Below are 22468 nucleotides of genomic sequence, written 5' to 3' on the forward strand. Positions count from 1 at the left end.
CACACTGTGAGGTCGTTTTCAGTTTATTAGTTAAAGACACTCTCATAACCATGTTCCTGAACCCAGTATGTAAGGCTGCCATCTTCATTTACTTGATATTTGATATCTGCTTTCTGTAGTCCAGCTATCAGGTTAGATCTCAATTTACTAAGTTCAAGGTTGCTTTCATTTATATAGGCGGTGATGATATCTTGACGGTATGTATTAGTTTGAGCAGCTGTTAGTAAATATTCTACAGAAACCTTGTGCAAAGTGATTGTATCCATAGTGGACTCATGAAAAGCCCTGAACTCCCTTGGTGGGTCTATATCTCTCAATAAATCGTAATTGTTTTGAATGTTGGTATGGGTTTCTATAATTTTAGGCAGCAGGGGAGCCAGGCTGCTGTCCTGGTTTCTATTGAACTGATGAATCATTTGTTTCAACCCCATATCAGCTGCAATAAAGTATTGATCACGTTCCTGAAGGTAATTTCTAATCTTTTGGTCATGCGCTATTTGAAATTCATTGTAAACCTTTGTAATCAAACCGCTTGCCATAAGTGCTGCTAAGATAAAAATCACCTTTCCAAAAGACCTTTTTTTCTTTTTACCATTAAAGCTATTATATTTCGAATCGTACCATGAGTGCCCTTCCTTATTAAGTAAGGTCATTTCTCTCTTAAAATTCTTCTGTACAGGGGTAGCCATCTTTTCCTCCTTAAGATTTACTTCTTATATTCTACCAAAATAATACATTTATTTACATAAAATCTGCATTAATTCTCCATAAATTTGTAAGCTATCCAATATGATCTGAAAAAGAAGATTTTCCAGAGCACGTCTGTAAGATGGAATGAAAAGAGATATTCTTATTTCCTGAAAGAAATTATTATATGAAAACATCCTTTTTTAAAAAGGAAGATTATTAGTTTTTAGATAAATTTGAATATTGAAAACCTCTGTGCCATAATAATAATACTTATGAATACTGGGGTGATATATCGTGAAAGCGGTGGAGAAGAAAAGCGGTGACAGGCACCTTTCCATCAATGAATGGGAGAATGAAGCGAAAGGCATCATTTCCAAAAAAGCCTTTGATTACATAGCAAGGGGTTCAGGCGAAGAATCGACTTTACACTCTAATAGAGCGGCCTTTTCAGATTATCAGATCTCTCATCGGGTCTTGCGTGATGTTTCCAAAATCGATACAGGCATGACTTTGTTTGGACAAACCATTTCATCTCCAATGCTATTTGCACCAATCGGTGTCCAGACGATCGCTCACCCGCAAGGTGAACTGGCGTCATCACGGGCTGCAGCTTCAATGAATCTCCCATTTGTGTTAAGTACGGTTTCCTCATACTCGATGGAAGAGGTTGCCGGGCAAATGAAAGAATCTTCCAGATGGTTTCAGCTCTATTATTCAGGAAATGAATTGGTTGCCGAGAGTATGATCAAAAGAGCTGAATCATCAGGATACTCAGCTATTGTCCTTACAGTAGATACGCCGATTATGGGGTTCAGGGAGAGCGATCATATCAATAATTATTCACCGATTGGTGAGGGAAGCGGTAGCGGGAATTATTTTACCGATCCCATTTTCCAAAACCTGTTAGAGAAACCAATCATGGAAGATAGAGAGATGGCCTTAAAAAAGCAGAAAGAACTTTTTGAAAATCCCTCAGTAACCTGGGAGGCCATTCATAGAATTCGCCAATATACTGACCTTCCGATTCTCTTAAAGGGTATTGTTCACCCGGAAGATGCCAAATTGGCACTGGATTACAAGGTGGATGGATTGATTGTATCCAATCATGGAGGCAGGCAGTTGGACCATGGTGTTGCAACACTTGATGTATTGGAAGGCATTTGCGACGTCGTGAAAGGAGAGCTGCCTGTGTTGCTGGACAGCGGGGTCCGCCGCGGCAGCGATGTCTTTAAAGCACTGGCACTGGGTGCTTGTGCAGTGTTGATCGGCCGCCCGTTTATGTATGGTCTCGCACTTGGAGGGGAAGACGGCGTCATGAAAGTAATGGAGCAAATACAGAATGAGTTCGAAGTTACAATGGCATTGGCTGGTACTTCGACTATCAGTGAAATAAATAAAACTTACCTTGTTCCAAAAAAACCAAACAAATAATCTGCAAGTAATAAGGATGTGAATATTAAACAAGTAATAGGACGATGACAATCGGAATATGTACAAAGAGCTCCCTATTATAGACGTCGATTTCGTCTTTGATAGGAGGGCTTTTTTATTCAGCTTGTGATTCGATCCCGAATAAATGGAGTTATGACATCACCAAATTGTTATAAAATAAAACGCTTGATAACTGGAAGTTCTTTATGTAATCACTTGGTTGGTTATGGATGGTTGGATGCTCAAAACTCCAGGGTTTCTTGATATACACCCGGTCATAGGCAGAAATCTTTTCCAAAACAAGGGTAATCCCCGCATAATCCCCTTGTTATAGTCAAACAGCTTCACCATAATTGGGTATTTGGTATTGGCCAACACCTTCTTTAACACACAATAATTCACACTTCATGACCAGGAGATAAATGAGTACCATCTCCCAAAAGGATGTTTTAATTAACAAAACTATATACAATCTTTATATGTTACAACATACCCTTCAGGACAACACAGGCTTTTCAATAATCCAAGATTCTTTCTTTGACAGGATCCGTAAACCCTTGTATGATGTGTAAAGTAATTCCGAGTAAAACTATCAGGAAAGGGTGTTTGATGATGGCAAGTACAAGAGTTCAGCCTGTCAACGATGCGAAGGATCCTGTTCCTCGTTCAGATACAGATTTAAACAGCCCGCAAATGCCATTGATTTATGGCGGTTTGATTGCCGGGGCAATTCTATTGATATACTTATTGAACACCCAAGCTCCAGCACAGCCTTTATTACTGGTGCTGGGGTTAGGATTGGGTTACACGTTATTTCATGCACGCTTTGGTTTCACGTCAGCTTTCCGCCGCTTCATGTCAGTCGGAAATGGCCAGGCTTTACGGTCGCATATGCTGATGCTTGGAATCGCCGTTACACTATTTGCGCCGATTCTTGCTTTTGGGATATCATTCTTCTATGGACCAGTTAATGGATATGTTTCTCCTGTTGGTGTCAGCCTGGTTGTTGGAGCTTTTATGTTCGGTATCGGGATGCAGCTTGGCGGAGGTTGTGCTTCAGGAACGCTTTATGCAGTTGGCGGCGGCCGCTCGGTAATGTTCATTACACTTCTGTTCTTCATGGGTGCTACAGTCGGTGCTGCCCATCTGCCGTTCTGGACAGAAGACCTTCCTTCATTTGAACCCATTTCATTGGCAACTTCAACAGGTTTAGGTTATGGGGGGGCATGGATCCTCTCCATTGCACTGTTTGCCTTGATTGCTTGGGTATCTCTTGTAATAGAGAAAAAGAGAAAATCACCAAAAATGGCTCCGGTTCCTTCTACTACAGGATGGAAACGGATCTTCCGCGGTTCTTGGCCATTATTCGCCGCAGCAATCGCATTAGCAGTTTTGAATGCCTTGACACTTATGACCCGCGGGGCTCCTTGGGGGATTACTTCCGCCTTTGCTCTTTGGGGTTCGAAAGCTGCCCAGTTCTTTGGTATGGATGTTGCTGGCTGGGGCTACTGGCAGGGAGCCAATGCAGCTGCACTGCAGTCTTCGATATTTGCTGATTCAACTACTGTATTGAACTTCGGTGTCATTCTTGGGGCTTTCCTTGCGTCAGCTGCAGGCGGGCTGTTCAAATTTTCAAGAGTCACAGGAAAAAATGCAGCTGCTTCAGTCATCGGCGGACTGCTGATGGGATATGGAGCACGGCTTGCATTCGGCTGTAATATCGGTGCCTACTTCGGTGGGATTGCATCATTCAGCCTGCACGGTTATATTTGGGGTATCCTTGCGATGGCCGGTACGTTTGTTGCTTTATATCTGAGACCATTGTTTGGTCTGTCAGTTCCAAAACCTAAAGATACATTCTGTTAAAATATGCAGTTCTGTTAAGAGGAAAACTCTTGGCAGAACTGCATATTTTTGATTGAATATACAGAACATTTGTTCTATAATGGAGGTGTAGGAAAAAAAAACAATTACTTTTAAGGAGATTGACATGGGAGAAGCCTTAGTCATTATAGATGTTCAAAAAGGAATGTTTAAAGAAGGAGAAGAAGTACATAACGGAGTGGACCTCCTTAAGAAACTGAAAATATTGATTGAAAATGCCCGCAATGCCAATACGCCTATTTTCTATATTCAGCATAACGCACCTGAAGGAAAGACATTGGAATCCGGTAAAGAAGGCTGGGAGATACATTGCGATATAACACCCGGACCTGAAGACATTGTCATCCAAAAAACAACCCCGGACTCCTTTTTAAATACAAATTTGCATGAGGAACTCGCTCTTAGAAACATAAGTCATTTACTTCTTACAGGCATCCAAACAGAAGTCTGTGTAGATACCACATGCCGCAGAGCTTTCAGCCTTGGATACAAAGCAACAGTAATATCTGATGCTCACAGTACATGGGATTCGAAAGACATTTCAGCTCAACATATTATTAACCATCACAATAGTGTCTTAGGATGGTTTGCGGATGTTGCGCCTTCCAAAGAAATTGATTTTCATCAATAACTTTTATAATTCAAAAAAAAGAATATGGGGGGGAAGTATTTGGAAACTATGGCGTGTGACTTGATTGAAAAAGAATTTCTTGTTATTGGAAATAGTACAACGGCAAACTTTCCCGATTCATTTCCGGAAGCTGCCATCCGGGTGCAGCAGGATTTCGAAGAAAAGCGAGAGCAGGTGACCAATGCTGTCGATAAGAATGTCTTAATCAGTCCCTATATGAGTAATGAGATCATGACCACCTATTTTGCATGTCTTGAGGTAACTTCCTTGGATACGATTCCTGCCGGTATGTGCGGATTCAAGATTCCCGTTACCAAATATGCCAGGGTCACATGCACAAACAGAACGATCAATAATGCCTATACAGTTGTTTTTGACTGGATCAAAGAAAAAGGATTTAACCAGAAAAGGTTTTCATCCTCGTTCCCAATCGAAATTTACTATTTGACCGAGAAAGAAGAGGAAGAGGTAGTAGAAATTTTAATACCACTGGAAGGGTGAAGGCAAAATTCCAGTCAGTTCCTGACATAGGCTGCAATAAGCTGATAAGGTAGTGTATCAGCTTCCTATGTATTCACTGGAAGAAGTCATCAATTATGACGGATGCGAAACTTTTTGACTCCCAGGCTTGGAGTATGAACAGACAGCTGTGCAGAGGACCAAATACGCTGTCTTATTCATTTTGCCAACCGTGAAAAAATGGAACCATTTCATTGATGACAGAAGAAAATATCGTAATCCACAGGACAGACAGACTATGGCATGGTACGGAACTAAATAGAAAAAGCAGTGTCCCAACAATTGGACACTGCTTATTTTCCATTAATCTATAGAGATGATGCCGCTCTCTCCTTGTTTTACTTGCTCAAGCTTCTTGACATTCAATTTAGGCAGGTCTGTGAAGATGACCGGTGTAACTGTGGATGATGCTTTACCTGCAATGAAGTCCAGGTCAAACGTAAGAAGTTTTGTCCCTTTGGATACTTGCTGTCCTTCCTCCACCATCAGGTTGAACCCTTCACCATTCAGTTGAACAGTATCCAGTCCTACATGAATTAGAATTTCATAACCCTGAACAGATCTGATGCCGATGGCGTGCTTGGTAGGGAAGATATTGATGATTTCCCCATCTACTGGAGAAACGACCGAGCCTTTCGATGGCACTATTGCAAATCCATCACCCATCATTTTTTGTGAGAAGACCGCATCTTCCACTTCTGTGATCGGTATGATTGTTCCTTCTACCGGTACGACAAAGTCTTTATCTGTTAATGGAGCCAAACCTTTTTGTTCAACAGGAGAGGCTGGTTCCTCAGCAGGCGCCGATCCTGCTGGAATGCCATCCAGTCTTTTCATGGCGTCAGCTACAAATTCGACTTCTGTTCCGACAATGATTTGCAAATTGGTTTTATTCAGTTTCATGACTCCTTTTGCACCATGTTTTTTCAAAGCTGCATCTTTTACTTGAGTCATATCCTTTACATTCAATCTCAGGCGGGTTGCACAGTTGTCAATCGCGGTGATATTCTCTTTACCGCCGATATCCGTAATGAAGAGTTTTGCCATCTGTTCGTATTTGTCAGTTCCCGTCTCAGGTGCTGAAACATCCGCTGCTTCTTCGGTATCATCCTCACGGCCCGGTGTTTTCAGATTGAAGGCTTTAATCAATCCGTAGAATACCACAAAGTAAATGACCGCATATATGACACCAATTAATAAAAGCAGAAGTGGTTTTTCAGCAATATTGAAGTTCAAAAGGTAATCAATACCCCCAGCTGAGAAAGTGAATCCGTCCCTGATTCCGAGCATGGAGGTCAACCACATGGAAATCCCTGTTAAAAGAGCATGTACCCCATATAGCAATGGAGCAACGAACATGAACGAAAATTCAATCGGTTCCGTGATTCCTGTAAGGAAGAAGTGAGGGCGAGACCGATGAACATTCCCGAAACAGCTTTTCTTTTTTCAGGTTTTGCTGCTGCAATGATGGCAAAAGCTGCTGCAGGAAGACCGAACATCATCACAGGGAAGAATCCGGTCATATACCCGCCGGCAGTCGGATCCCCGGCAAAGAAACGGGCGATGTCGCCTGACTTGCCGGCATACTCACCAAATTCAAACCAGAATAAGCTGTTCAGAACATGGTGTAGGCCTAATGGAATCAACAAGCGGTTTAAGACACCGAATATTCCTGACCCGATTGCACCCATGTCTATGATCCAATTGCCAAGGCCGTCAATGCCTGCCTGGATCGGCGGCCAGACCAACCCTGCAAGGCCGGCAACAAGAACCATTGCCACTGATGTTATAATCGGCACAAACCGCCTGCCGCTGAAGAATCCAAGCCACTCAGGAAGCTTGACATCATGAAATCGATTGTATAGAAGACCGGCAATGATACCTGTAATAATCCCGCCAAGGACGCCCATATTGATCGTCTCATCCAGTGCTTCAGCTCCATTGGTCAAAACGAGGTACCCGATGGCACCGGACAATGCAGCGGCACCATTATTGTCTTTCGCAAAGCCCATTGCGACACCGATAGCAAATATAAGTGCAAGATTGGCAAATATCGCGTCGCCCGCATTCGCAATGAACGGGATATCCAGTAAATCAGGCTGTCCGAACCGAAGGAGCAGTCCTGCAGCCGGCAGAACAGCGATTGGGAGCATCAGCGATTTACCAATGCGTTGTAGAAAACCTAACATGATACACTCTCCTTTTACTTTGCTTTTTTTGAAGGCTGTTTTCGCATATATTGTTGCTTACGGAAAAATCCCAGGTACCGGATTTTCCCCCTGTATATAAAGGTTTTACTCTCGAAAAAAAACGAGCAGCTCTTTTCTTTCCTTCTCACAGGGGTATTTACGACGATATACCACGGTATTTATTGAAATTTATATTGAATAGCAACAAAGTTAACGAAAAGAGCCTTTTTGAAAGCGTTTTTCTAACAATGGATATCTTACCACCATGAAATACAGTTGTCTATACCATTATTTTAAAATAATAAAACAGTAACACCTTGTAATAACTAGTAACCGTGAATACCAACCGTTTTTTTTAAAAATCCACTTAAATTGGTATAGACAACTATATTTTGGTGATGATAAGATATAGATGCATAATTGAACCGGCCACCACCCAACTGAAAGGATGAATGAATATGAGTCCAAAAGATACTGATGTTATTTTGCTTAAGGGCCTTCAAATCTATTCCGAAAATGGGGTAGTGGACAAAGGATATATAAAAATAGAGGGCAAAGGTATCATCGAATACGGAGATATAAAAGATCTTATAGAAGATGGACAGGAGAAATCGGTCGAATTCCCTTCAGGCTGTAAAGCCATCCCGGGCTTTATTGATGTCCATATTCATGGTGTAAATGGAGCCGATGTCATGGATGCCACTCCTGAGGCTTTGGAAAAAATTGCTGATTCTCTCCCTGGTGAGGGGACAACAAGCTTTCTGGCAACAACCATTACACAAAGCAGCAATGAAATTGAAAAAGCATTGAAGAATGCCGGTGACTATATCAAGAACCAAGAGCGCGCAGGAAAATCAGAAGCAGTCGGAATTCATTTAGAAGGACCTTTTGTCAATCCTAAACGTGCGGGTGCCCAGCCATCCGAACATATCACTGAACCGAATGCTGAATTATTTTCTAAATGGCAGACGGTTTCCAATCATACGATTAAACTTGTGACACTGGCACCCGAACAACCTGGGGGTCTGGAACTGATTCGTCATTTAAAAGAAAATGGAATCATTCCATCGATCGGTCATTCTGATGCAACCTTTGAACAAACAAGGGAAGCTGTTCTGGCAGGCGCTGCCCATGTAACTCATTTATTCAATCAAATGAGTGGACTGCATCATCGCGAACCCGGTGTAGTGGGAGCAGCTTTTTTATATGAAGAATTAAAGACGGAACTGATTGCAGACGGTGTCCATGTCCGCCCCGAGGTTATCAAGCTGGCATACAATCAAAAGGGCAGTGAAGGGGTCATTCTGATTACCGATTCCATGCGTGCCAAATGCTTGAAAAATGGGGAATATGATTTGGGAGGGCAGTCTGTCACGGTAAAAGACGGCAGAGCAGTCCTTGAAGATGGAACCCTTGCAGGGAGCATTTTAAGATTGGGGAGTGCTGTTAAGAATATGATGGATTATACAGGCTGTTCACTACATGACGTTATCCAAATGGCCTCCGCCAATCCGGCAAAGCAATTGAACCTGTTTGACCGCAAAGGCAGCATACACAATGGAAAAGATGCAGATATTGTCATCCTGGATGAAGAAATGGAAGTGGTCATGACGTTTTGCAGAGGAAGGCTCGCATATAAGAAGGAGGAATAGACCCATGAAATTAATAGAAGTAAAAGACTATCAGGAAATGAGCAGAAGGGCCGCGGAGTTCATTATTGAAAAAGTCCGCAATGCACACGCTATTAATCTCGGTCTCGCCACAGGTGGAACACCAGTAGGGACGTATCAATGTTTGGTTGAAGACCACAAGAAGAACCTTACTTCTTATAAAAATGTAACAACTTTCAATCTTGATGAGTATGTCGGCCTTTCCGGGAAAAACCCGAACAGCTACCGCTATTATATGAATGAGAACCTGTTTAACCATATCGATATTGACGCTTCACATACTCACATCCCTCAAGGGAATGCTGAAGACTTGGAAAAAGAATGTATTTTTTATGAACAGGAAATTGAAAGGCACGGCGGAATCGACCTTCAAGTTCTGGGGATTGGAAGCAACGGACATATCGGTTTCAATGAACCGGGTACTTCATTTAATACCGGTACGCATATCGTCGATCTCGCACCTTCCACTAGAGAAGCTAATGCAAGATATTTCGCCAGCCAGGAGGAAGTTCCTTCTAAAGCAATCACCATGGGGATCTCTACTATATTAAAAAGCAAAGAAATCCTGCTATTGGTTTCCGGTGAAAGAAAACAGGAGGCATTGGTTAAGCTTTTTGAGGGGGAAGTCGATGAACGTTTTCCTGCATCTGTCTTGAAGAATCATCCATGTGTTACAATTATTGCAGATGAAGCTGCGATTCCTGAAAAGGTACGAAATTAGCAAACATTTAACGTGACTGGAACCGCCAGGCAGAAAGGAAGGGTAACGGAAGATGGTCAAGAAAAATTCCCCCATCCCGATCTATTACCAGCTTGGAGAACTAATAAAGGAGCTTATCGATAAAGGTGAGCTTAAAGCGGGTGATTCTCTCCCAGCCGAGAGAGAGTATGCAGAGAAATTTGAAATCAGCAGGATGACAGTTAGACAGGCTTTCACACAACTTGTTAATGATGGATACCTATATCGTGTACAGGGCAGAGGGACGTTTGTTGCTGAAAGGAAGCCAAAGATTGAACAAGCACTGCAGGGATTGACAAGTTTTACCGAAGATATGGAATCAAGGGGCATGAAACCAGGCAGTGAATTAGTGAGCTTCGAGATCAAACCTGCAGCAATGGAGATTGCTGGCGAACTTGGCTTACAAGAGTATGCACCTGTATATGAAATACAAAGGATACGTTTGGCAGATGAAATGCCGATGGCTGTAGAAACGAACTATATTTCCGCCAACTTTATAAAAGGATTGACAGAGAAAATCGTCAATCAATCTTTATATGCATATATTGAGGAAACACTGAACCTTAAAATCAACCATGCATCCCAAGTGATTGAATCTTCGGCGGCTGATGAAATGGAAGCAGCCTTCCTCGGGGTGCAGGAGGGATCTCCGGTCATGCGAATCCAGCGAAACACTTATCTTGCTGATGGAACCCCTGTTGAATATGTAAAATCTTCTTATCGTGCGGACCGTTATAAATTCAAGATACAAATGAGCAGGTAAAGGAAGGAGGACGTTGGTTGTTACATTCATACTTCCGTGAACTTAAGGCTTTATTGAATAAAGTGGAAGAAAACGAAAAAGAATCCATAAAGAAGGCTGCCTGCAAAATTGCAGGATGTATTCAGGGAAACGGGATTGTCCACGTGTTCGGATGCGGACATTCACATATAATCGGAGAAGAATTATTTTATCGGGCGGGTGGACTGGTCCCGATAAGCCCTATTTTAGTAGAAGATGTAATGCTTCATAAAGGAGCTGTCCGTTCTTCCCAGTTGGAGAAAGATGAGCAATTTGCTGAGAAAATCATGTCACACGTCGATATACGTTCAAATGATGTAGTCATTGTTGTCTCAACATCCGGAAGAAATCCTGTCCCGATAGATGTAGCGGAAATGGCAAAGTCGGGTGGCGCATTCGTAATCGGGATTACTTCCCTGCGCTATTCAAAGACTCAGTCATCCCGGCATCATTCCGGCCATTTTTTATCTGATTCTGTTGATCTTGTAATAGACAACCATGTGGAGGTCGGAGATGCACTCATGAAAGCTGATGAACTCGAGACTCCTTTTGGGACGGGCTCTACGGTCATCGGCACGGCCATTGCCAATGGGATGATGGCCGAAGCGGTGGATGAGATGATCAAGAGTGGTTTCCGGCCTCCTATATTCAAGAGCGGGAATGTTGATGGAGCTGAAGAACATAACCGATTATTGATTGAGCAGTACAAAGACAGGATTCCGATGCTGGTCCTGTAATACCGAATAAATCAAAGGGTATCCTTGTTATATAGAGGGTGCCTTTTTGGTTTCTTGACAGAAGGTTTTTCCGTTCATTTTGCGTTAAACTAAAGATATAACTGATGAAACGGGAGGACGTTAGATGAAATTGATTTTTATAAGGCATGGGCAGGGTGAGCATACATTGGACTTACCCGGCAGCCTGCAGCTTAATGACCCTGGATTGACACTTCACGGGCAGTCACAGGCAGCTGAATTACGAAAGAAATTTAACGTAACGGAAGAGGATATAATAATCGCCAGTCCGGTAAGACGTACTCTTGAGACCGCATCAATCTTTAGTAATGAAGTAAGGTGCAGCAAGGTGGCCAGCCCTCTTGTTTCACCGAGGATGTTTCCGCAGAAACCAGAATGGAACACCCTCCCCTGTGATACACTACTGACAAAATGTCAGATTCGGGACGACTTTCCTTCATTCAGCTTCGATATGGAACAGTCCAATGAATTGTGGGAAGAAGGGATTAATACAATGGAAGAGGAGGAGTTCCGAAAATTGGCGATTGGATTCATGGAGTGGTGCAGAGACCAGGGGAAGAAACGGGTTTTCATTGTCTCACATGATGGCACAATCACCTCATACAGGCAGTTATTAAGCGGGACCACCTTTACAAGAGACGATTTCCTTAAAGAAACAGGGTGGATTGAAATGGAATGCCCTGACTCCTTCAGCACTTTAAAGCGGTGAGGGACTGTCCCTCACCGCTTTAGTGTGTTAAAGATTCTTAATCTATGACTCCATGCTGGACTACTTTCACTTTTATTTCAGGTTGGAATGAGACGTTCTTATATTCTTTATTCCAATCTGCCTTTTTCCATACATCCGGGTGGAAAGCCTGAAGCCGATTTTCGATTCCCAGCCCGTCACAATTAGCTTCCTGTAATTTCTTGATCACCCTTGTGACATCTTCATTGAAGTGGTCTGTAATCAACTTGGTCAATTCCTTGACTGTTGCTGTCTCCAAAAGTGCATCCTCAGGGAATTCATCTATTTTCACATCAACCTCCAAACGGAGAGGAACTTTAATCTTATTATCTGAAGCAATCACTTTTACCTTTGATTTGTAAGATTTTACTTTAAACGAAACAAAGGTTTCCTTCCCTTTATATTCCAGCTTGTATGTGAAAGGGATGGATTTTCCGGTTTTGTTTTTCAATAGGAGAAACAACCTGGATTCTTCCGGAGTAAGGACCATCCCGGAGAAGGACTTATTATGGAACATTGCCATCCCATCGACCTTCACTTCCTCACCGGGTAATATTTTGAGGTAGGGAACCAAAAAATCCACACCTGTATCAAACATCTCAGCACATATACTTTGTATATCTTCCTTAGATACTGATGAAATACTCTCAGCACTGTTAATAAGATCTGTCAGGACATTACCAGGTCGCTGGCTTGATTGCGTGGTGCTTTCCAGTACATCCAGACCTTTTCCGTCCACTATTGCAACTTTTGCACTCAACGCACTTTTGGGATCCCTGTAGAAAACATCCATAACGGAATAAATATCTTCACTGGCCATTTCCGATCCTATCAGCAGGACCAGAAGTTTGGATGCATCTAGTTTTTGAGATGTCTTGTTGTCTATCTCCAACCTGGCATCCCTCGGAGAGAGGCCTTCAGCTACCAATAATTCAACCGATTCTTTTCGGTTTTCAGGTCCTGCAGAAGAGATAATCGGCGTCGTCACACCATCAACAACTCTTCCTCCACTGGATTTATCAAAACTTGCAGCGAGTATCAATCGGGTATTCTTCAAAAGGATCTGGTCCCAGCATCCGGTTAATAGAAAGAGGGTACAGAAAATCACGAATAATTCAACGACTTTCTTCATTTGTTTTCCTCATTCCTAAGAAATTCCTGGCTAATGCAACGAATAACAACATGACAGGAATCCCTATGATAAATACGAAACTTGAAGCAGTGATGTACATACTGATTTTATCGACCAGGTAACTGTCACTTTCGTTAATGAAAAGGTTCACTGTCATTATTAAAATAGTAATCATAAGCGGAAGCTTTTTTTTGATTTTTACTGATTTGATCAGGTTCTTGCCAGTGACAACAGCCATAAAATAGTAATTGACAAACGAAGTAAAGACCGTCACAACCCAAATGCTGACAAATATGAGATCGGTCCGTTCTATTATTTCAAAAGAGAATGACTTCAGGATGTAGATCATCGGCTGCGGAACGATTTTCAATTCTTCAGGGCTGTAGAACATGAAATTGATTATCGCCACATAACAATAGAACAGTGTCAGTACAAGATTTGACAGGGTGAACATTTTAAACTTTTCACTGTTTTTTGCATCGGTTAAAGGCAGCATGATCAGCAGGATTTCAAATCCAAGCATTGCTAAAAGTGCCTCTTTACTGGCGGCTGCAATATTTTTATACCTGCTGCACCTAAAGGAAACATGTATAGGAATTCAGCATCTTTTAATGCATAACTGACCAGGAAGAACATGATGACCAGCACAGGTGCTGCCAACACATTAAAACGTGCAAGAATTTGAAGAGTTTCTCTTCCCAAGTAAAATCCCAGGATTACAAACATGAATGCGATGATCCAATTAGGTGTCCTGGGAAGTACCCAAATGTCGATGATCTCATTGAAAAGAGTCAAAATCAGCATTGCAATTGTGAGGAAGTACAGAAAATATAGGCTGTTAATGAGAGAGCCCATCCATTTGCCAAGCAAAGATTGAATAAGAGAATGGAAGCTGTCCACTTTCCCTTTAATGAAAAGAAAAAGGTACATGATCATCAGAATTTCAATCACTGCTCCGGAAATGAGGATGGAAATCCAGCCATCTGATTCCGCTTTTTGGGATACATCGTAAGGAAGCGAAAGAATGCCAATGCCTATTTGTGTTTGAAGAAGCAGCATGAACAGCTGGCCCTTGGTAACTTTATTTGAATTCATTAGTCTTTTTCCACCCTCTGACGGTCCCTTGTCTTCTGAGCCTGAGCGGCCTCCCATTCTTCGGTCGTTTATTCATCATCCATAAGGGAACGCGGATTACGGTATCTTTAAGTTCAGTGACACGGAATGGAGCAAAGGGTGCAAAGTATGGTTCACCGAAAGACTCCAGCTTAACAAGGGAAATCAGGATGAATATGAGTCCAAACACCAAACCGACTAAACCAAAAAGTGATGAAATAACCATCAATGGGAATCTGAGCAGCCTGATGGTGGAACGCATCTCATTATTTGGTACTACAAATGAAGAAATTGCTGTTATGGCAACAACGACAATCATGATATTGGAAATCAATCCTGCACTGACTACTGCATCGCCGATTACAAGTCCTCCTACAATCCCGATGGTTTGTCCGATTGCCTTGGGCAGCCGTACCCCTGCTTCCCTGACTAATTCAAACGTTACCTCCATAATGAACGCTTCCATGAGCGGAGGGAAGGGAATTCCTTCTACAGATGCCTTCAGAGGCAAAACCAGTTCATGCGGAGTGATTTCAAAATGAAAGCCTATGACCGCGATATAAATAGAAGGAAGTGTCAGGGCGATTATGACACTGAAGAAACGGATGAATCGTATAAATGTCGCTGGCACCCAGCGGCTGTTATAGTCATCTGGTGATTGAAAAAAGGAAACAAATGTAGAAGGCAAAATCAAGCAGGTAGGAGAAGCTTCTGCCATCAAGGCTATTTTCCCTTCATTTACAGCGGCCATTGTCCTGTCCGGACGCTCAGTATTCAACATTTGCGGGAAAATGGAAAATGCACTATCCTCAATGAATTCCTCAATATATCCAGGGCTTATTACCATATCAATATCAATGTAAGACAATCTTCTCTCAATTTCCTTCACAATATCCTGGTTTGCAAGTCCTTCCAAATAAATGATGGCTGTTTTTGTTTTGGTAACATTGCCAAGTTCCACATATTTAACACGCAAATCCTCTGATTGAATCCTGCGCCGCAAAATTGAAATATTGACATCAAAATTTTCAACAAAACCGTCGTGTGCCCCCCGGATGATGACTTCATTATCTGGTTCTCCAACCGGTCTGCTTTGGTCGGCTGAATTGGGCAGATTGATGGCATAAATCTTTTCAAGATCTTTTAGGAAAATACCGAACCTGCCTTTCAAAAGTGCGTTGGTCAATTCTGAGGGAGTGGCAAGCAAATCAGGTGCCAATGTTTCCAAGAGTTCCTCGATTGATTTAGGGGATTGATTAAATACATCAAGAATATGATGAAATAGAGCGCTTCGGTCCACTAGGGTTTCCAGGTAGAGGATAGTGGCTGATTGGTCACATACCTTTGTTTCGAAGGTCCTGAAATCATCACTTTGCTCAATGACTTGAATCATATCGGTCAGGGCAGGGTTCATAAACTCTTTCTTCTGCTTTTTCACGTGGATGATCACCCTTTTAGTGTTTGTTACTTATTTTTCCAAAAAAGCAGGATTTATTAATAATATTTAATATAGTAGGGAAATTGTACCTCCAGGGAAAAACATAGTAAGAATTGAACAATGGCCGGATTGAGGAAGCCAAACCGAAAATAGGCTTTACAATTCTCTCTAAAAACCTTAAGCAATTGTCCTGTCAGGCAATATTAAGAGGACTCATTCCTGCTGAGACCGATTCAGCAGAACTCGGAATCGCGAAATACGATTAATGGTAATCCCTGAAAGAGATGCACATTTTGAAACTTTATCCATGTTCTATTCGTCTGTAATTTAAGCTTCAAATTTCTAAACGAAGGGGTGGAACTGTGAGGAGAATATCAGTGTTTATCTTATTATTAATTTTTCTTATGGGATGCCGCGGAACCTTTACTAGAGACCTTTCCATTTCTGAATTGGATCTCGAGGAGGTACCTGCACAAGTGGAAAGCTTTATGGAAGAAGTGGCTGTCGCTGAAGAGGGGACTGGAAGCGGGATTTATATCTTCGAACAAAAGAACAGAAAATATCTTTTTCTCAGCGAAGAATTCCTTGGTGAAGGAAGAGGTTTTGGAGCAGCAGAGGTTAAAGGAGAAGGTGATCAGTTAACTATTTTACTCAGTGATAAACCTTTGAAGGATTCACAGCCAGGAACCATCGGAAGAGTATACCTCATTCAATTGGACAGAAAATATGAGTATCTGAACGTTATCAAAAATGAAAAAGAAACGCATTTTGAATCAATCGGTGCAGGATCATAATAATTCAATTCCAATATCACAGGAAGGGGTGCAGTTATGGAAAGACTGATCATCCTGACAGCAGGTAAAACACACAGCGGAAAATCCACTTTTGCGAGAAAGCTGGAGGAAAAGCTTGATCATTCCGTGGTCATCGATCAGGATCATCAAGCTGAATTCATTAATACTTTTTATCCAAAATTGCTTCCCCCTGAAGGACCAAACACCTTTAAGTATGAAATCTCACAGACCATACTCGACTTTGCTGCAGACCGGACAGACTATCATATGATACTTTGTAATTCCAACCGGCATCCTCGGGGTCGTAGTAGAATGCTCGATTATTTTCACCAGCGGGGATTCACCTCAATCCTTGTAAACTTCGAGATTCCCGATGAAACCCTCTTAAAGCGTATAGAACAAAGCAATCGGAATACAAGGATTTTCAGAAGTGCCTCCACTTTTGCTGAGGTTCTGAAACGCCAAAATGAGGATTCGGTAGAAAAGCCGGGCAGGGAAGAAGCGGATCATTTCTTTGTCATCAGTGAACCTCAAGACACGGAACAGGTGATAAATGAAATTCTTCAAATACATGAAAGAGGGGGAGGAATGGACAGGAGATGAAGCTTGCTGCTATTTTGTCGATCCCTATTTTGACGATCATTTCCTGGTTAGCCATCGGTTATTGGTCCAAAGCCGCTGAGGATTATGAAAAAAATAATGAAAAGCCGGATCGCAGAAACATGAAAAGTTGACACAGCGAAACTTTGTTTCGTTCTCCCGATTAAGTAAGGAAAAGGAAAGAACGTTGCTATAGACCCACTCAGTAAAGGCTTGGTAGTATAAATAGTGGTTACTGAAGTGGAGGAAAGCTCAAATGGAAAAACAAAAATATGCAGACCTGAAAATAGGAGAGAGAGCGGCAATTGTCAGCATCATCGCCTATATTATATTATCGATCATTAAGCTATTCATTGGATATACAGCAAATTCCGAAGCACTTAAAGCGGATGGCTTGAACAATACCACAGATATCATTGCTTCCGCTGCTGTTTTGATCGGCTTGAAGTGGTCGCAGAAACCAGCGGACAATGACCATCCTTACGGTCATTGGAAGGCAGAAACGATCGCCTCCCTCGTAGCTTCCTTTATTATGATGGCCGTGGGAATACAGGTCCTGATAGGGGCAGTGACAACTGTAATTGAAGGGAAACAACATGCACCTGACATGATTTCAGCATGGACAGGCATTTTCAGCGCCGCAGCCATGTTTTTTGTCTATCGTTATAACAAAAAAATCGCTGAACGGATCAACAGCCATGCAGTGATGGCGGCAGCCAAAGATAATCTTTCCGACGCGTGGGTAAGTATCGGAACAGCGGTTGGCATAATAGGCTCACAATTCAACCTGACTTGGCTGGATCCCGTGGCAGCTGCTGTTGTCGGTTTCTTAATTTGCAAAACAGCCTGGGACATTTTCCGTGAGTCCACCCATTATTTAACGGATGGCTACGATGAAAAAAAATTAAAGACGTATCACGATTCTGTATTGGACGTCTACGGTGTCAAAGGTGTGAAAGACATCAGGGCCAGATCTTATGGAAACAATACAGTAGTGGATGTGGTCATTCTAGTCAGCTCCACTCTGGACATAAGTGGTGCACATGATATTTCCACCAGGGTTGAAGATTATTTGAAGGGAACACATGATATTTATGATGTACATGTTCATGTCGAACCGAATTAAGTCGAAAAAACCATTTTTTTACACGGTATTCCAATTAAAAACTCCGGCTTATATTCATCTTGTTCATTACCCTTCGCTTTTATTAAAACGGTTCATTGGCAGGAAGAAAAGCCTGCCCTTTCAAATTTATGTTTGATTTCAGGGCTGCTGTCAGCAGTATTCCTATTGAAAATGTTGATGAAGAAGCGAAATAGGCGGCAGGCGGGCGTATGCAAGGGAATTTTATTGGAGCAGGTAATCGCTGAGCGGGGAGAAGATAATAAGACGAAAAGCAATATGGTGCAGAATAATATACCAATATTTTGCTGTTACAGCCTTTCTAAAAGAACCGATTTGAAGTGCACCCGCAGAGCAATCTCGTTCTAAGTGCTATTGCCAAAGCAATAACCCCAAAAGCACATTTATCCGGCCGCAAAAAGCCATTACAGAAAAATCCCCCTTGAACGAAGACCGTCAAGGGGTTTGTAAAAGGTTTTCAATTTCTTCTTCAGAAACAAACTTCCAGTTAATATCGTTCAACATATCATTATCTGCTGGTTCAAGTAATTTATCGATTTCATCATAGGTAAGCTTAGTGATGCGTGTTTTCATGCAATTTCACCGGTCCTTTCTCTAGATGATTCGAAATGAATATCTTGTTTGCGGGGGTCGCCGATGATTTAGTTATACCCTTGTTGTTGTGAATAAAAACAAGCACCATAAGCAGGCAGCTCAAGTAGCCGTTATTTATTTTAACCCAACCTGGGTTTTAGTTGATAGTTTGTCCTTTTTGAACTGAACACTTAAAAAGGCATTATTTTCGCCGTCCCATATATAGGCAGCATTTAAATCTCCAGGTTCTGTCATCGGTTTTCCTTCTGATCCAATAATTGCTTTGACTTCCTCATAGCTCATACCTTTATCCAATTGGTTGTAAATTTCCATTGTTACCATGCCGCCGGTTGTTTCAGCAGAAGCCTGGCTTCCCGTTTCATCACTGCTTATTTTCACTTCGTTGTTTGTCCCTGTTTCCAAGCGGCAGCCGCCTAGAAAAAGGGAGGAAGCCATAACTCCTGCAATGATTAATCGGATGCTTCGAAAATCTCTTTGTCTCCCCATCATAATCCTCCTCTGATGCTTAACTAATCCTTCATCTATATAACTGTACATTCACTTGAATTGTTTCATGGTTTCCTAAATAATCAGGAACTTTCTCCAATACAATCCGTATATAAAGTAAACTAGGAAAAGGGAGGGGTAACATTTGGAAAATCCAGGATGCATAAAGTGTGGAAGCACCGATGCCGCAAAGAAAGAAGTCGCTATGACAGGGACCGGCCTTTCAAAAATGTTCGATATCCAGAACAACCAGTTTATTGTGGTGTACTGTAAGGGGTGTGGTTATTCAGAGTTTTATAATAAAAATTCCTCATCATCTTCAAATATATTAGACTTGTTTTTTGGATGAAGAAGTCCTTTTACAGAACTTTATACTAATTGAAACCGTCCAATATAAAAGGGAACTGCCATGAAATGGGTAGTAAAATACAATCTTCACATGCTGATCTTTTACTTTCCACATATGAATTTGAATTTTGGACAGCAATTAGGTTCACCGGAAATTCTTAAGCCGATCTAATTCATCCTCATGATCTTTGGGTTTATATGTTCAACAGCAGCAGGAGAGAGGTTAAAGGAAGGGCTGGCTATGCATTCCAGCTTTCTATCCAAGACAATATGGACACTAATATATGTATTTATCCTCCTGGCCGGCACCCTTTTTTAAAAATCCATTCATGATAGGACGTTTCAAGCTGCCTTACCTCCGGCCTGCATCTACATCGCATTCATTTTGAAGAAGGTGATTAATACAAGGTATACAGCTGAAGTACAGGAGCAAAAATCCATATCAAAAAGGCAGGTGTCAGTTGACCTGCCTTTTATTTATGTCCAAAGAATTTACATTACCAGCCCCAGCCGCCTCCATATCCATAACCGCCGCCGCAGCCGCCGCCGTAACCGCCAGAACCTCCGCCAACGTAAGCAGAACCAACGATCACTAAAAGGATAAACAACACGACAATCAGAGCAAAACCTGCTCCATAACCTCCAGTGCCACTCATGTAGGCCACCTCCTTTCATAGAGATGGAATAGTATATGTTTAATATTTGAGATTGTAAGGGCAAAAGCCTCTAAAGAAACCATTGCCCGTTTTTTTGCCTGCTGCCGCAGGGATCGGGTAATTATCCGCACTTCCCTTTAACACATATTCGGCGGAGGCATGACATCACTTTTCAAAACAGAAGGGAGGGTGTCATGGATATAGGAAGGAGCCGGGCTCAGGGCAGGCTTCTGGCCAAGCGGAACAGGATTTTCAACGTAATTGAAGGTACCTAGACCATCCATGCTCGGTCCATTCGCCCATCTTCCCGAAGCGCTTTTGTTTCCTCTGGAAAGATTGAAGAGGGTATAGGAAACTTCCTGCTTTTCCAACTCCCTAGGAAAAGTGCTCGGCACGACGACATTTTCCTTCGCCTCCAGCTCTTTGATTGCCGCTATCCACTGATTTTGATGCATGGTATCCCTTGCAATCAGCCATGAGAGCATATCCTTGACCCCGCGGTCCGTTGTAGACTCGTAAAGCCGAACCACTTGAAGGCGGCCCTGTGATTCAGCATTCAAGTTGGCCCTGAAGTCAGCCAGCAGGTTGCCGCTAGCAATGATGTAATCAGCTGTCCATCTGTTTCCGACACTATCCGCCGGCATGGCGCCTAATCCCGAAACAATCGCATGCTGAGGGTTCATTCCTCCGAGTATCGCGCCAATAATCGGATCTTTGGCGGCAACTTCAAGATCTCCTACAGGTGCTCCTTCCAGCAGTCTTGCGATCATGGTCGCAAGCATTTCGATATGTGCAAGTTCTTCTGCACCTGTATCCATCAATAAGTCTTTATATTTACCGTTCCCTCTGACACTCCACCCTTGGAATAAGTATTGAAGGGCAACGGATATTTCACCGAATTGACCGCCAAGGACTTCCTGCAGCTGTTTGGCAAACAAGGGGTCAGGACGATCCGGCTTTGCTTGATATTGCAATTCTTTTACATGGTAAAACATTGGGCATATCTCCTTTTAAAGAAAGATTCCTATTATGGTATTGGAGAAATGAGATTGTGTGTTTGTCCTCCAGCGGGGAGATCTTTGGGAATTGCCAGTGAAGGATATCCGGATTTGAAACCCGTCCTGAGCTGTAACAACCAGTTAAAAGTAATAATGAAGCACGGGAAAGATCTCTGCTTAGGGAAGCCGGCATCACAAAAATGAATCATAAAATGTGTTCCTTCCTTAAACAAGCTGTGGTAAATTTGTTATAACAAATAAAAAACCAAAGGGGCAGCTGCATTGAAAACTACGATTTACAAACTTGCTGCATTTCTCAAAGCTGAAAACACTCAGATCGCCAATGATATTGTGGATTCAGTCATCCTCAAAATGAACTTATCCCTTTCGGATGTGGAGGTTGGACGGGCGATCAACATGTATCAGGATCTGTTGGAATTTCTTAGTCTTTCACTTCAAACAGAAAACATGGACATTCCAGAAGAACTGATTGAATGGAGTAAGCAGAATGCTTATGCACAAGTATCTGCCAACAAAAAGATATCGGAAATCATCCTGCGGTACCCTCCGACGAGGGAAATCTTTACAGATTTTGTTTCACGATGGGCTTATCATTATCAACTTTCAACCGAAGAGTACACCCTTGTCTTAAAAAAAATTAACAGAATGCTCGATGTCAGCCTGGAAAAGACGGTGATAGCGTTCGAAGAATACAATGCGAAAGTGAAGGAAGGCTTCGAAGAAGAAATCGATATCATTTCCTTCCCCATCGTGCCGCTCACTGAAAATATGGCTGTTGTCCCACTGGTCGGAAGGCTTGATGAACACAGGGCCAATCATCTTATTGATTCCGTCCTGCCGAAAGTCAATAACTTAAAGATCAACTATTTGATCATGGATTTCTCCGGAGTTTGTGAAATTGATGAGCTGGCTGCGAGAAGTATTCATAACGCAGTATCCATGCTGAAGCTCCTTGGAATTCAAGTGATTTCCACAGGGATTTCACCTAAGCTCGCATATACGGCAGTATCAATTGGTGTCGGGGCTGTGGGTGTTAACTCCTATCAAAGTGTTAGACAAGCATTGGAAAGCTTAAATTCATAGTTTACGCGCCACTTAGGGGTGCGTCTTTTTTTGTTTTTTCGTAAT

At 42.2% G+C, this 22468-nt stretch carries 22 protein-coding genes and 3 pseudogenes; 15 read left to right on the forward strand and 10 right to left on the reverse strand.

The features are described 5' to 3' along the window. Window positions 1–26: 26 nt before the first annotated feature. Entirely contained in the window at window positions 27–689 is a 663-nt protein-coding gene (locus D3H55_RS09080; protein ID WP_119546594.1) for a hypothetical protein, read from the reverse strand. Between the two features lie 295 nt (window positions 690–984). On the opposite strand from D3H55_RS09080, the gene D3H55_RS09085 reads away from it, so the two are divergent. The 4 genes from D3H55_RS09085 (at window position 985) to D3H55_RS09100 (ending at window position 5137) form a co-directional block, all read left to right on the forward strand. Then, window positions 985–2121: an alpha-hydroxy acid oxidase gene (locus D3H55_RS09085; RefSeq protein ID WP_240628529.1), complete on the forward strand. Its 1137-nt coding sequence runs from the start codon at window positions 985–987 to the stop codon at window positions 2119–2121. A gap of 609 nt (window positions 2122–2730) precedes the next feature. Further along, the gene (locus tag D3H55_RS09090; RefSeq protein WP_119546596.1) at window positions 2731–3987 is read left to right on the forward strand and encodes a YeeE/YedE family protein; all 1257 of its coding nucleotides are present in this window, start codon (window positions 2731–2733) and stop codon (window positions 3985–3987) included. A 124-nt stretch (window positions 3988–4111) separates the two neighbouring features. Then, window positions 4112–4636 (forward strand): cysteine hydrolase family protein, encoded by a 525-nt coding sequence (locus D3H55_RS09095; RefSeq protein ID WP_119546597.1) that lies wholly within the window; start codon window positions 4112–4114, stop codon window positions 4634–4636. A gap of 48 nt (window positions 4637–4684) precedes the next feature. Then, the gene (locus D3H55_RS09100) at window positions 4685–5137 is read left to right on the forward strand and encodes a GyrI-like domain-containing protein (protein WP_240628533.1); all 453 of its coding nucleotides are present in this window, start codon (window positions 4685–4687) and stop codon (window positions 5135–5137) included. 321 nt (window positions 5138–5458) lie between these two features. Here the strand turns inward: D3H55_RS09100 and D3H55_RS24890 are convergent, their stop codons facing one another. After that, a complete protein-coding gene (locus D3H55_RS24890; protein WP_240628534.1) occupies window positions 5459–5992 on the reverse strand; it encodes a PTS sugar transporter subunit IIA in 534 nt (177 codons plus the stop codon). After that, window positions 5981–7344: pseudogene (nagE, locus tag D3H55_RS09105) on the reverse strand (N-acetylglucosamine-specific PTS transporter subunit IIBC); the annotation flags it as partial. The gene D3H55_RS24890 and the pseudogene nagE, both read right to left, overlap by 12 nt. Before the next feature lie 458 nt (window positions 7345–7802). Between nagE and nagA the strand changes: the two are divergent. From nagA to D3H55_RS09130, 5 genes are all read left to right on the forward strand, one after another. Further along, window positions 7803–8996 carry an N-acetylglucosamine-6-phosphate deacetylase gene (gene nagA / locus D3H55_RS09110; protein WP_119546599.1) on the forward strand — a complete coding sequence of 398 codons (1194 nt, stop codon included), beginning with the start codon at window positions 7803–7805 and terminating at the stop codon, window positions 8994–8996. Between the two features lie 4 nt (window positions 8997–9000). Then, window positions 9001–9735, forward strand: coding sequence for a glucosamine-6-phosphate deaminase (nagB, locus tag D3H55_RS09115; RefSeq protein WP_119546600.1), 735 nt, complete (start codon window positions 9001–9003; stop codon window positions 9733–9735). 52 nt (window positions 9736–9787) lie between these two features. Next, window positions 9788–10516 (forward strand): GntR family transcriptional regulator, encoded by a 729-nt coding sequence (locus tag D3H55_RS09120; protein WP_119546601.1) that lies wholly within the window; start codon window positions 9788–9790, stop codon window positions 10514–10516. A gap of 17 nt (window positions 10517–10533) precedes the next feature. Then, complete coding sequence (locus D3H55_RS09125; protein WP_119546602.1) at window positions 10534–11271, forward strand: SIS domain-containing protein; 738 nt, start codon at window positions 10534–10536, stop codon at window positions 11269–11271. A gap of 124 nt (window positions 11272–11395) precedes the next feature. Continuing rightward, on the forward strand, window positions 11396–11998 hold the full coding sequence (locus D3H55_RS09130; RefSeq protein WP_119546603.1) for a histidine phosphatase family protein: 603 nt from the start codon (window positions 11396–11398) through the stop codon (window positions 11996–11998). Between the two features lie 37 nt (window positions 11999–12035). On the opposite strand, the gene D3H55_RS09135 is transcribed toward D3H55_RS09130, so the two are convergent. The 3 genes and pseudogenes from D3H55_RS09135 to D3H55_RS09150 all read right to left on the reverse strand — a co-directional run bounded on the left by D3H55_RS09135 (window position 12036) and on the right by D3H55_RS09150 (window position 15699). After that, the gene (locus D3H55_RS09135; RefSeq protein WP_119546604.1) at window positions 12036–13148 is read right to left on the reverse strand and encodes a Ger(x)C family spore germination protein; all 1113 of its coding nucleotides are present in this window, start codon (window positions 13146–13148) and stop codon (window positions 12036–12038) included. Then, window positions 13132–14300, reverse strand: a pseudogene (locus tag D3H55_RS25485) (GerAB/ArcD/ProY family transporter). Before D3H55_RS25485 ends, D3H55_RS09135 begins: the two are co-directional and overlap by 17 nt. Next, a complete protein-coding gene (locus D3H55_RS09150; RefSeq protein WP_119546607.1) occupies window positions 14230–15699 on the reverse strand; it encodes a spore germination protein in 1470 nt (489 codons plus the stop codon). The pseudogene D3H55_RS25485 and the gene D3H55_RS09150 overlap by 71 nt, the downstream one beginning before the upstream one ends. Window positions 15700–16076: 377 nt before the next feature. Here D3H55_RS09150 and D3H55_RS09155 point away from each other — a divergent pair, with 377 nt between their 5' ends. The 4 genes from D3H55_RS09155 (at window position 16077) to D3H55_RS09165 (ending at window position 18219) form a co-directional block, all read left to right on the forward strand. Continuing rightward, on the forward strand, window positions 16077–16493 hold the full coding sequence (locus tag D3H55_RS09155) for a hypothetical protein (RefSeq protein WP_119546608.1): 417 nt from the start codon (window positions 16077–16079) through the stop codon (window positions 16491–16493). A gap of 36 nt (window positions 16494–16529) precedes the next feature. Then, window positions 16530–17096, forward strand: a complete 567-nt coding sequence (locus D3H55_RS09160) for a P-loop nucleotide/nucleoside kinase family protein (RefSeq protein ID WP_119546609.1) — start codon at window positions 16530–16532, stop codon at window positions 17094–17096. Further along, a complete protein-coding gene (locus tag D3H55_RS25210) occupies window positions 17093–17227 on the forward strand; it encodes a hypothetical protein (RefSeq protein WP_276310220.1) in 135 nt (44 codons plus the stop codon). Before D3H55_RS09160 ends, D3H55_RS25210 begins: the two co-directional genes overlap by 4 nt. A 122-nt stretch (window positions 17228–17349) precedes the next feature. Further along, window positions 17350–18219, forward strand: coding sequence for a cation diffusion facilitator family transporter (locus D3H55_RS09165; protein WP_119546610.1), 870 nt, complete (start codon window positions 17350–17352; stop codon window positions 18217–18219). 453 nt (window positions 18220–18672) lie between these two features. Here the strand turns inward: D3H55_RS09165 and D3H55_RS24155 are convergent, their stop codons facing one another. Together D3H55_RS24155 and D3H55_RS09170 are read right to left on the reverse strand one after the other, a co-directional pair. Further along, on the reverse strand, window positions 18673–18810 hold the full coding sequence (locus D3H55_RS24155; RefSeq protein WP_168413017.1) for a hypothetical protein: 138 nt from the start codon (window positions 18808–18810) through the stop codon (window positions 18673–18675). Window positions 18811–18945: 135 nt separating this feature from the next. Further along, window positions 18946–19317 carry a hypothetical protein gene (locus tag D3H55_RS09170; RefSeq protein WP_119546611.1) on the reverse strand — a complete coding sequence of 124 codons (372 nt, stop codon included), beginning with the start codon at window positions 19315–19317 and terminating at the stop codon, window positions 18946–18948. Between the two features lie 145 nt (window positions 19318–19462). Between D3H55_RS09170 and D3H55_RS09175 the strand changes: the two genes are divergently transcribed. Further along, window positions 19463–19666 carry a zinc ribbon domain-containing protein gene (locus D3H55_RS09175; protein WP_119546612.1) on the forward strand — a complete coding sequence of 68 codons (204 nt, stop codon included), beginning with the start codon at window positions 19463–19465 and terminating at the stop codon, window positions 19664–19666. Between the two features lie 559 nt (window positions 19667–20225). Here D3H55_RS09175 and D3H55_RS24895 read toward each other — a convergent pair. After that, a pseudogene (locus D3H55_RS24895) lies at window positions 20226–20321 on the reverse strand (YjcZ family sporulation protein); the annotation flags it as partial. Between the two features lie 137 nt (window positions 20322–20458). Next, window positions 20459–21316: a manganese catalase gene (locus D3H55_RS09185; RefSeq protein WP_119546614.1), complete on the reverse strand. Its 858-nt coding sequence runs from the start codon at window positions 21314–21316 to the stop codon at window positions 20459–20461. Window positions 21317–21601: 285 nt separating this feature from the next. Between D3H55_RS09185 and D3H55_RS09190 the strand changes: the two genes are divergently transcribed. Then, window positions 21602–22423: an STAS domain-containing protein gene (locus D3H55_RS09190; protein WP_119546615.1), complete on the forward strand. Its 822-nt coding sequence runs from the start codon at window positions 21602–21604 to the stop codon at window positions 22421–22423. Window positions 22424–22468 lie beyond the last annotated feature (45 nt).

It is taken from the genome of Bacillus salacetis, assembly GCF_003581585.1.
Taxonomy (GTDB): domain Bacteria; phylum Bacillota; class Bacilli; order Bacillales; family Bacillaceae_B; genus Rossellomorea; species Rossellomorea salacetis.

Excerpts from the sequence above, each read along its gene's own strand:
- D3H55_RS09080 (WP_119546594.1), bottom strand. The coding sequence starts at position 689 with ATGGCTACCCCTGTACAGAAGAATTTTAAGAGAGAAATGACCTTACTT.
- D3H55_RS09135 (WP_119546604.1), bottom strand. The coding sequence starts at position 13,148 with ATGAAGAAAGTCGTTGAATTATTCGTGATTTTCTGTACCCTCTTTCTA.
- D3H55_RS09100 (WP_240628533.1), top strand. The coding sequence starts at position 4,685 with ATGGCGTGTGACTTGATTGAAAAAGAATTTCTTGTTATTGGAAATAGT.
- D3H55_RS09165 (WP_119546610.1), top strand. The coding sequence starts at position 17,350 with ATGGAAAAACAAAAATATGCAGACCTGAAAATAGGAGAGAGAGCGGCA.
- D3H55_RS09160 (WP_119546609.1), top strand. The coding sequence starts at position 16,530 with ATGGAAAGACTGATCATCCTGACAGCAGGTAAAACACACAGCGGAAAA.
- nagA (WP_119546599.1), top strand. The coding sequence starts at position 7,803 with ATGAGTCCAAAAGATACTGATGTTATTTTGCTTAAGGGCCTTCAAATC.
- D3H55_RS09095 (WP_119546597.1), top strand. The coding sequence starts at position 4,112 with ATGGGAGAAGCCTTAGTCATTATAGATGTTCAAAAAGGAATGTTTAAA.
- D3H55_RS24890 (WP_240628534.1), bottom strand. The coding sequence starts at position 5,992 with ATGAAAAGACTGGATGGCATTCCAGCAGGATCGGCGCCTGCTGAGGAA.
- D3H55_RS09120 (WP_119546601.1), top strand. The coding sequence starts at position 9,788 with ATGGTCAAGAAAAATTCCCCCATCCCGATCTATTACCAGCTTGGAGAA.
- D3H55_RS09170 (WP_119546611.1), bottom strand. The coding sequence starts at position 19,317 with ATGGGGAGACAAAGAGATTTTCGAAGCATCCGATTAATCATTGCAGGA.
- D3H55_RS09185 (WP_119546614.1), bottom strand. The coding sequence starts at position 21,316 with ATGTTTTACCATGTAAAAGAATTGCAATATCAAGCAAAGCCGGATCGT.
- D3H55_RS25210 (WP_276310220.1), top strand. The coding sequence starts at position 17,093 with ATGAAGCTTGCTGCTATTTTGTCGATCCCTATTTTGACGATCATTTCC.
- nagB (WP_119546600.1), top strand. The coding sequence starts at position 9,001 with ATGAAATTAATAGAAGTAAAAGACTATCAGGAAATGAGCAGAAGGGCC.
- D3H55_RS09130 (WP_119546603.1), top strand. The coding sequence starts at position 11,396 with ATGAAATTGATTTTTATAAGGCATGGGCAGGGTGAGCATACATTGGAC.
- D3H55_RS09090 (WP_119546596.1), top strand. The coding sequence starts at position 2,731 with ATGATGGCAAGTACAAGAGTTCAGCCTGTCAACGATGCGAAGGATCCT.
- D3H55_RS24155 (WP_168413017.1), bottom strand. The coding sequence starts at position 18,810 with ATGAAAACACGCATCACTAAGCTTACCTATGATGAAATCGATAAATTA.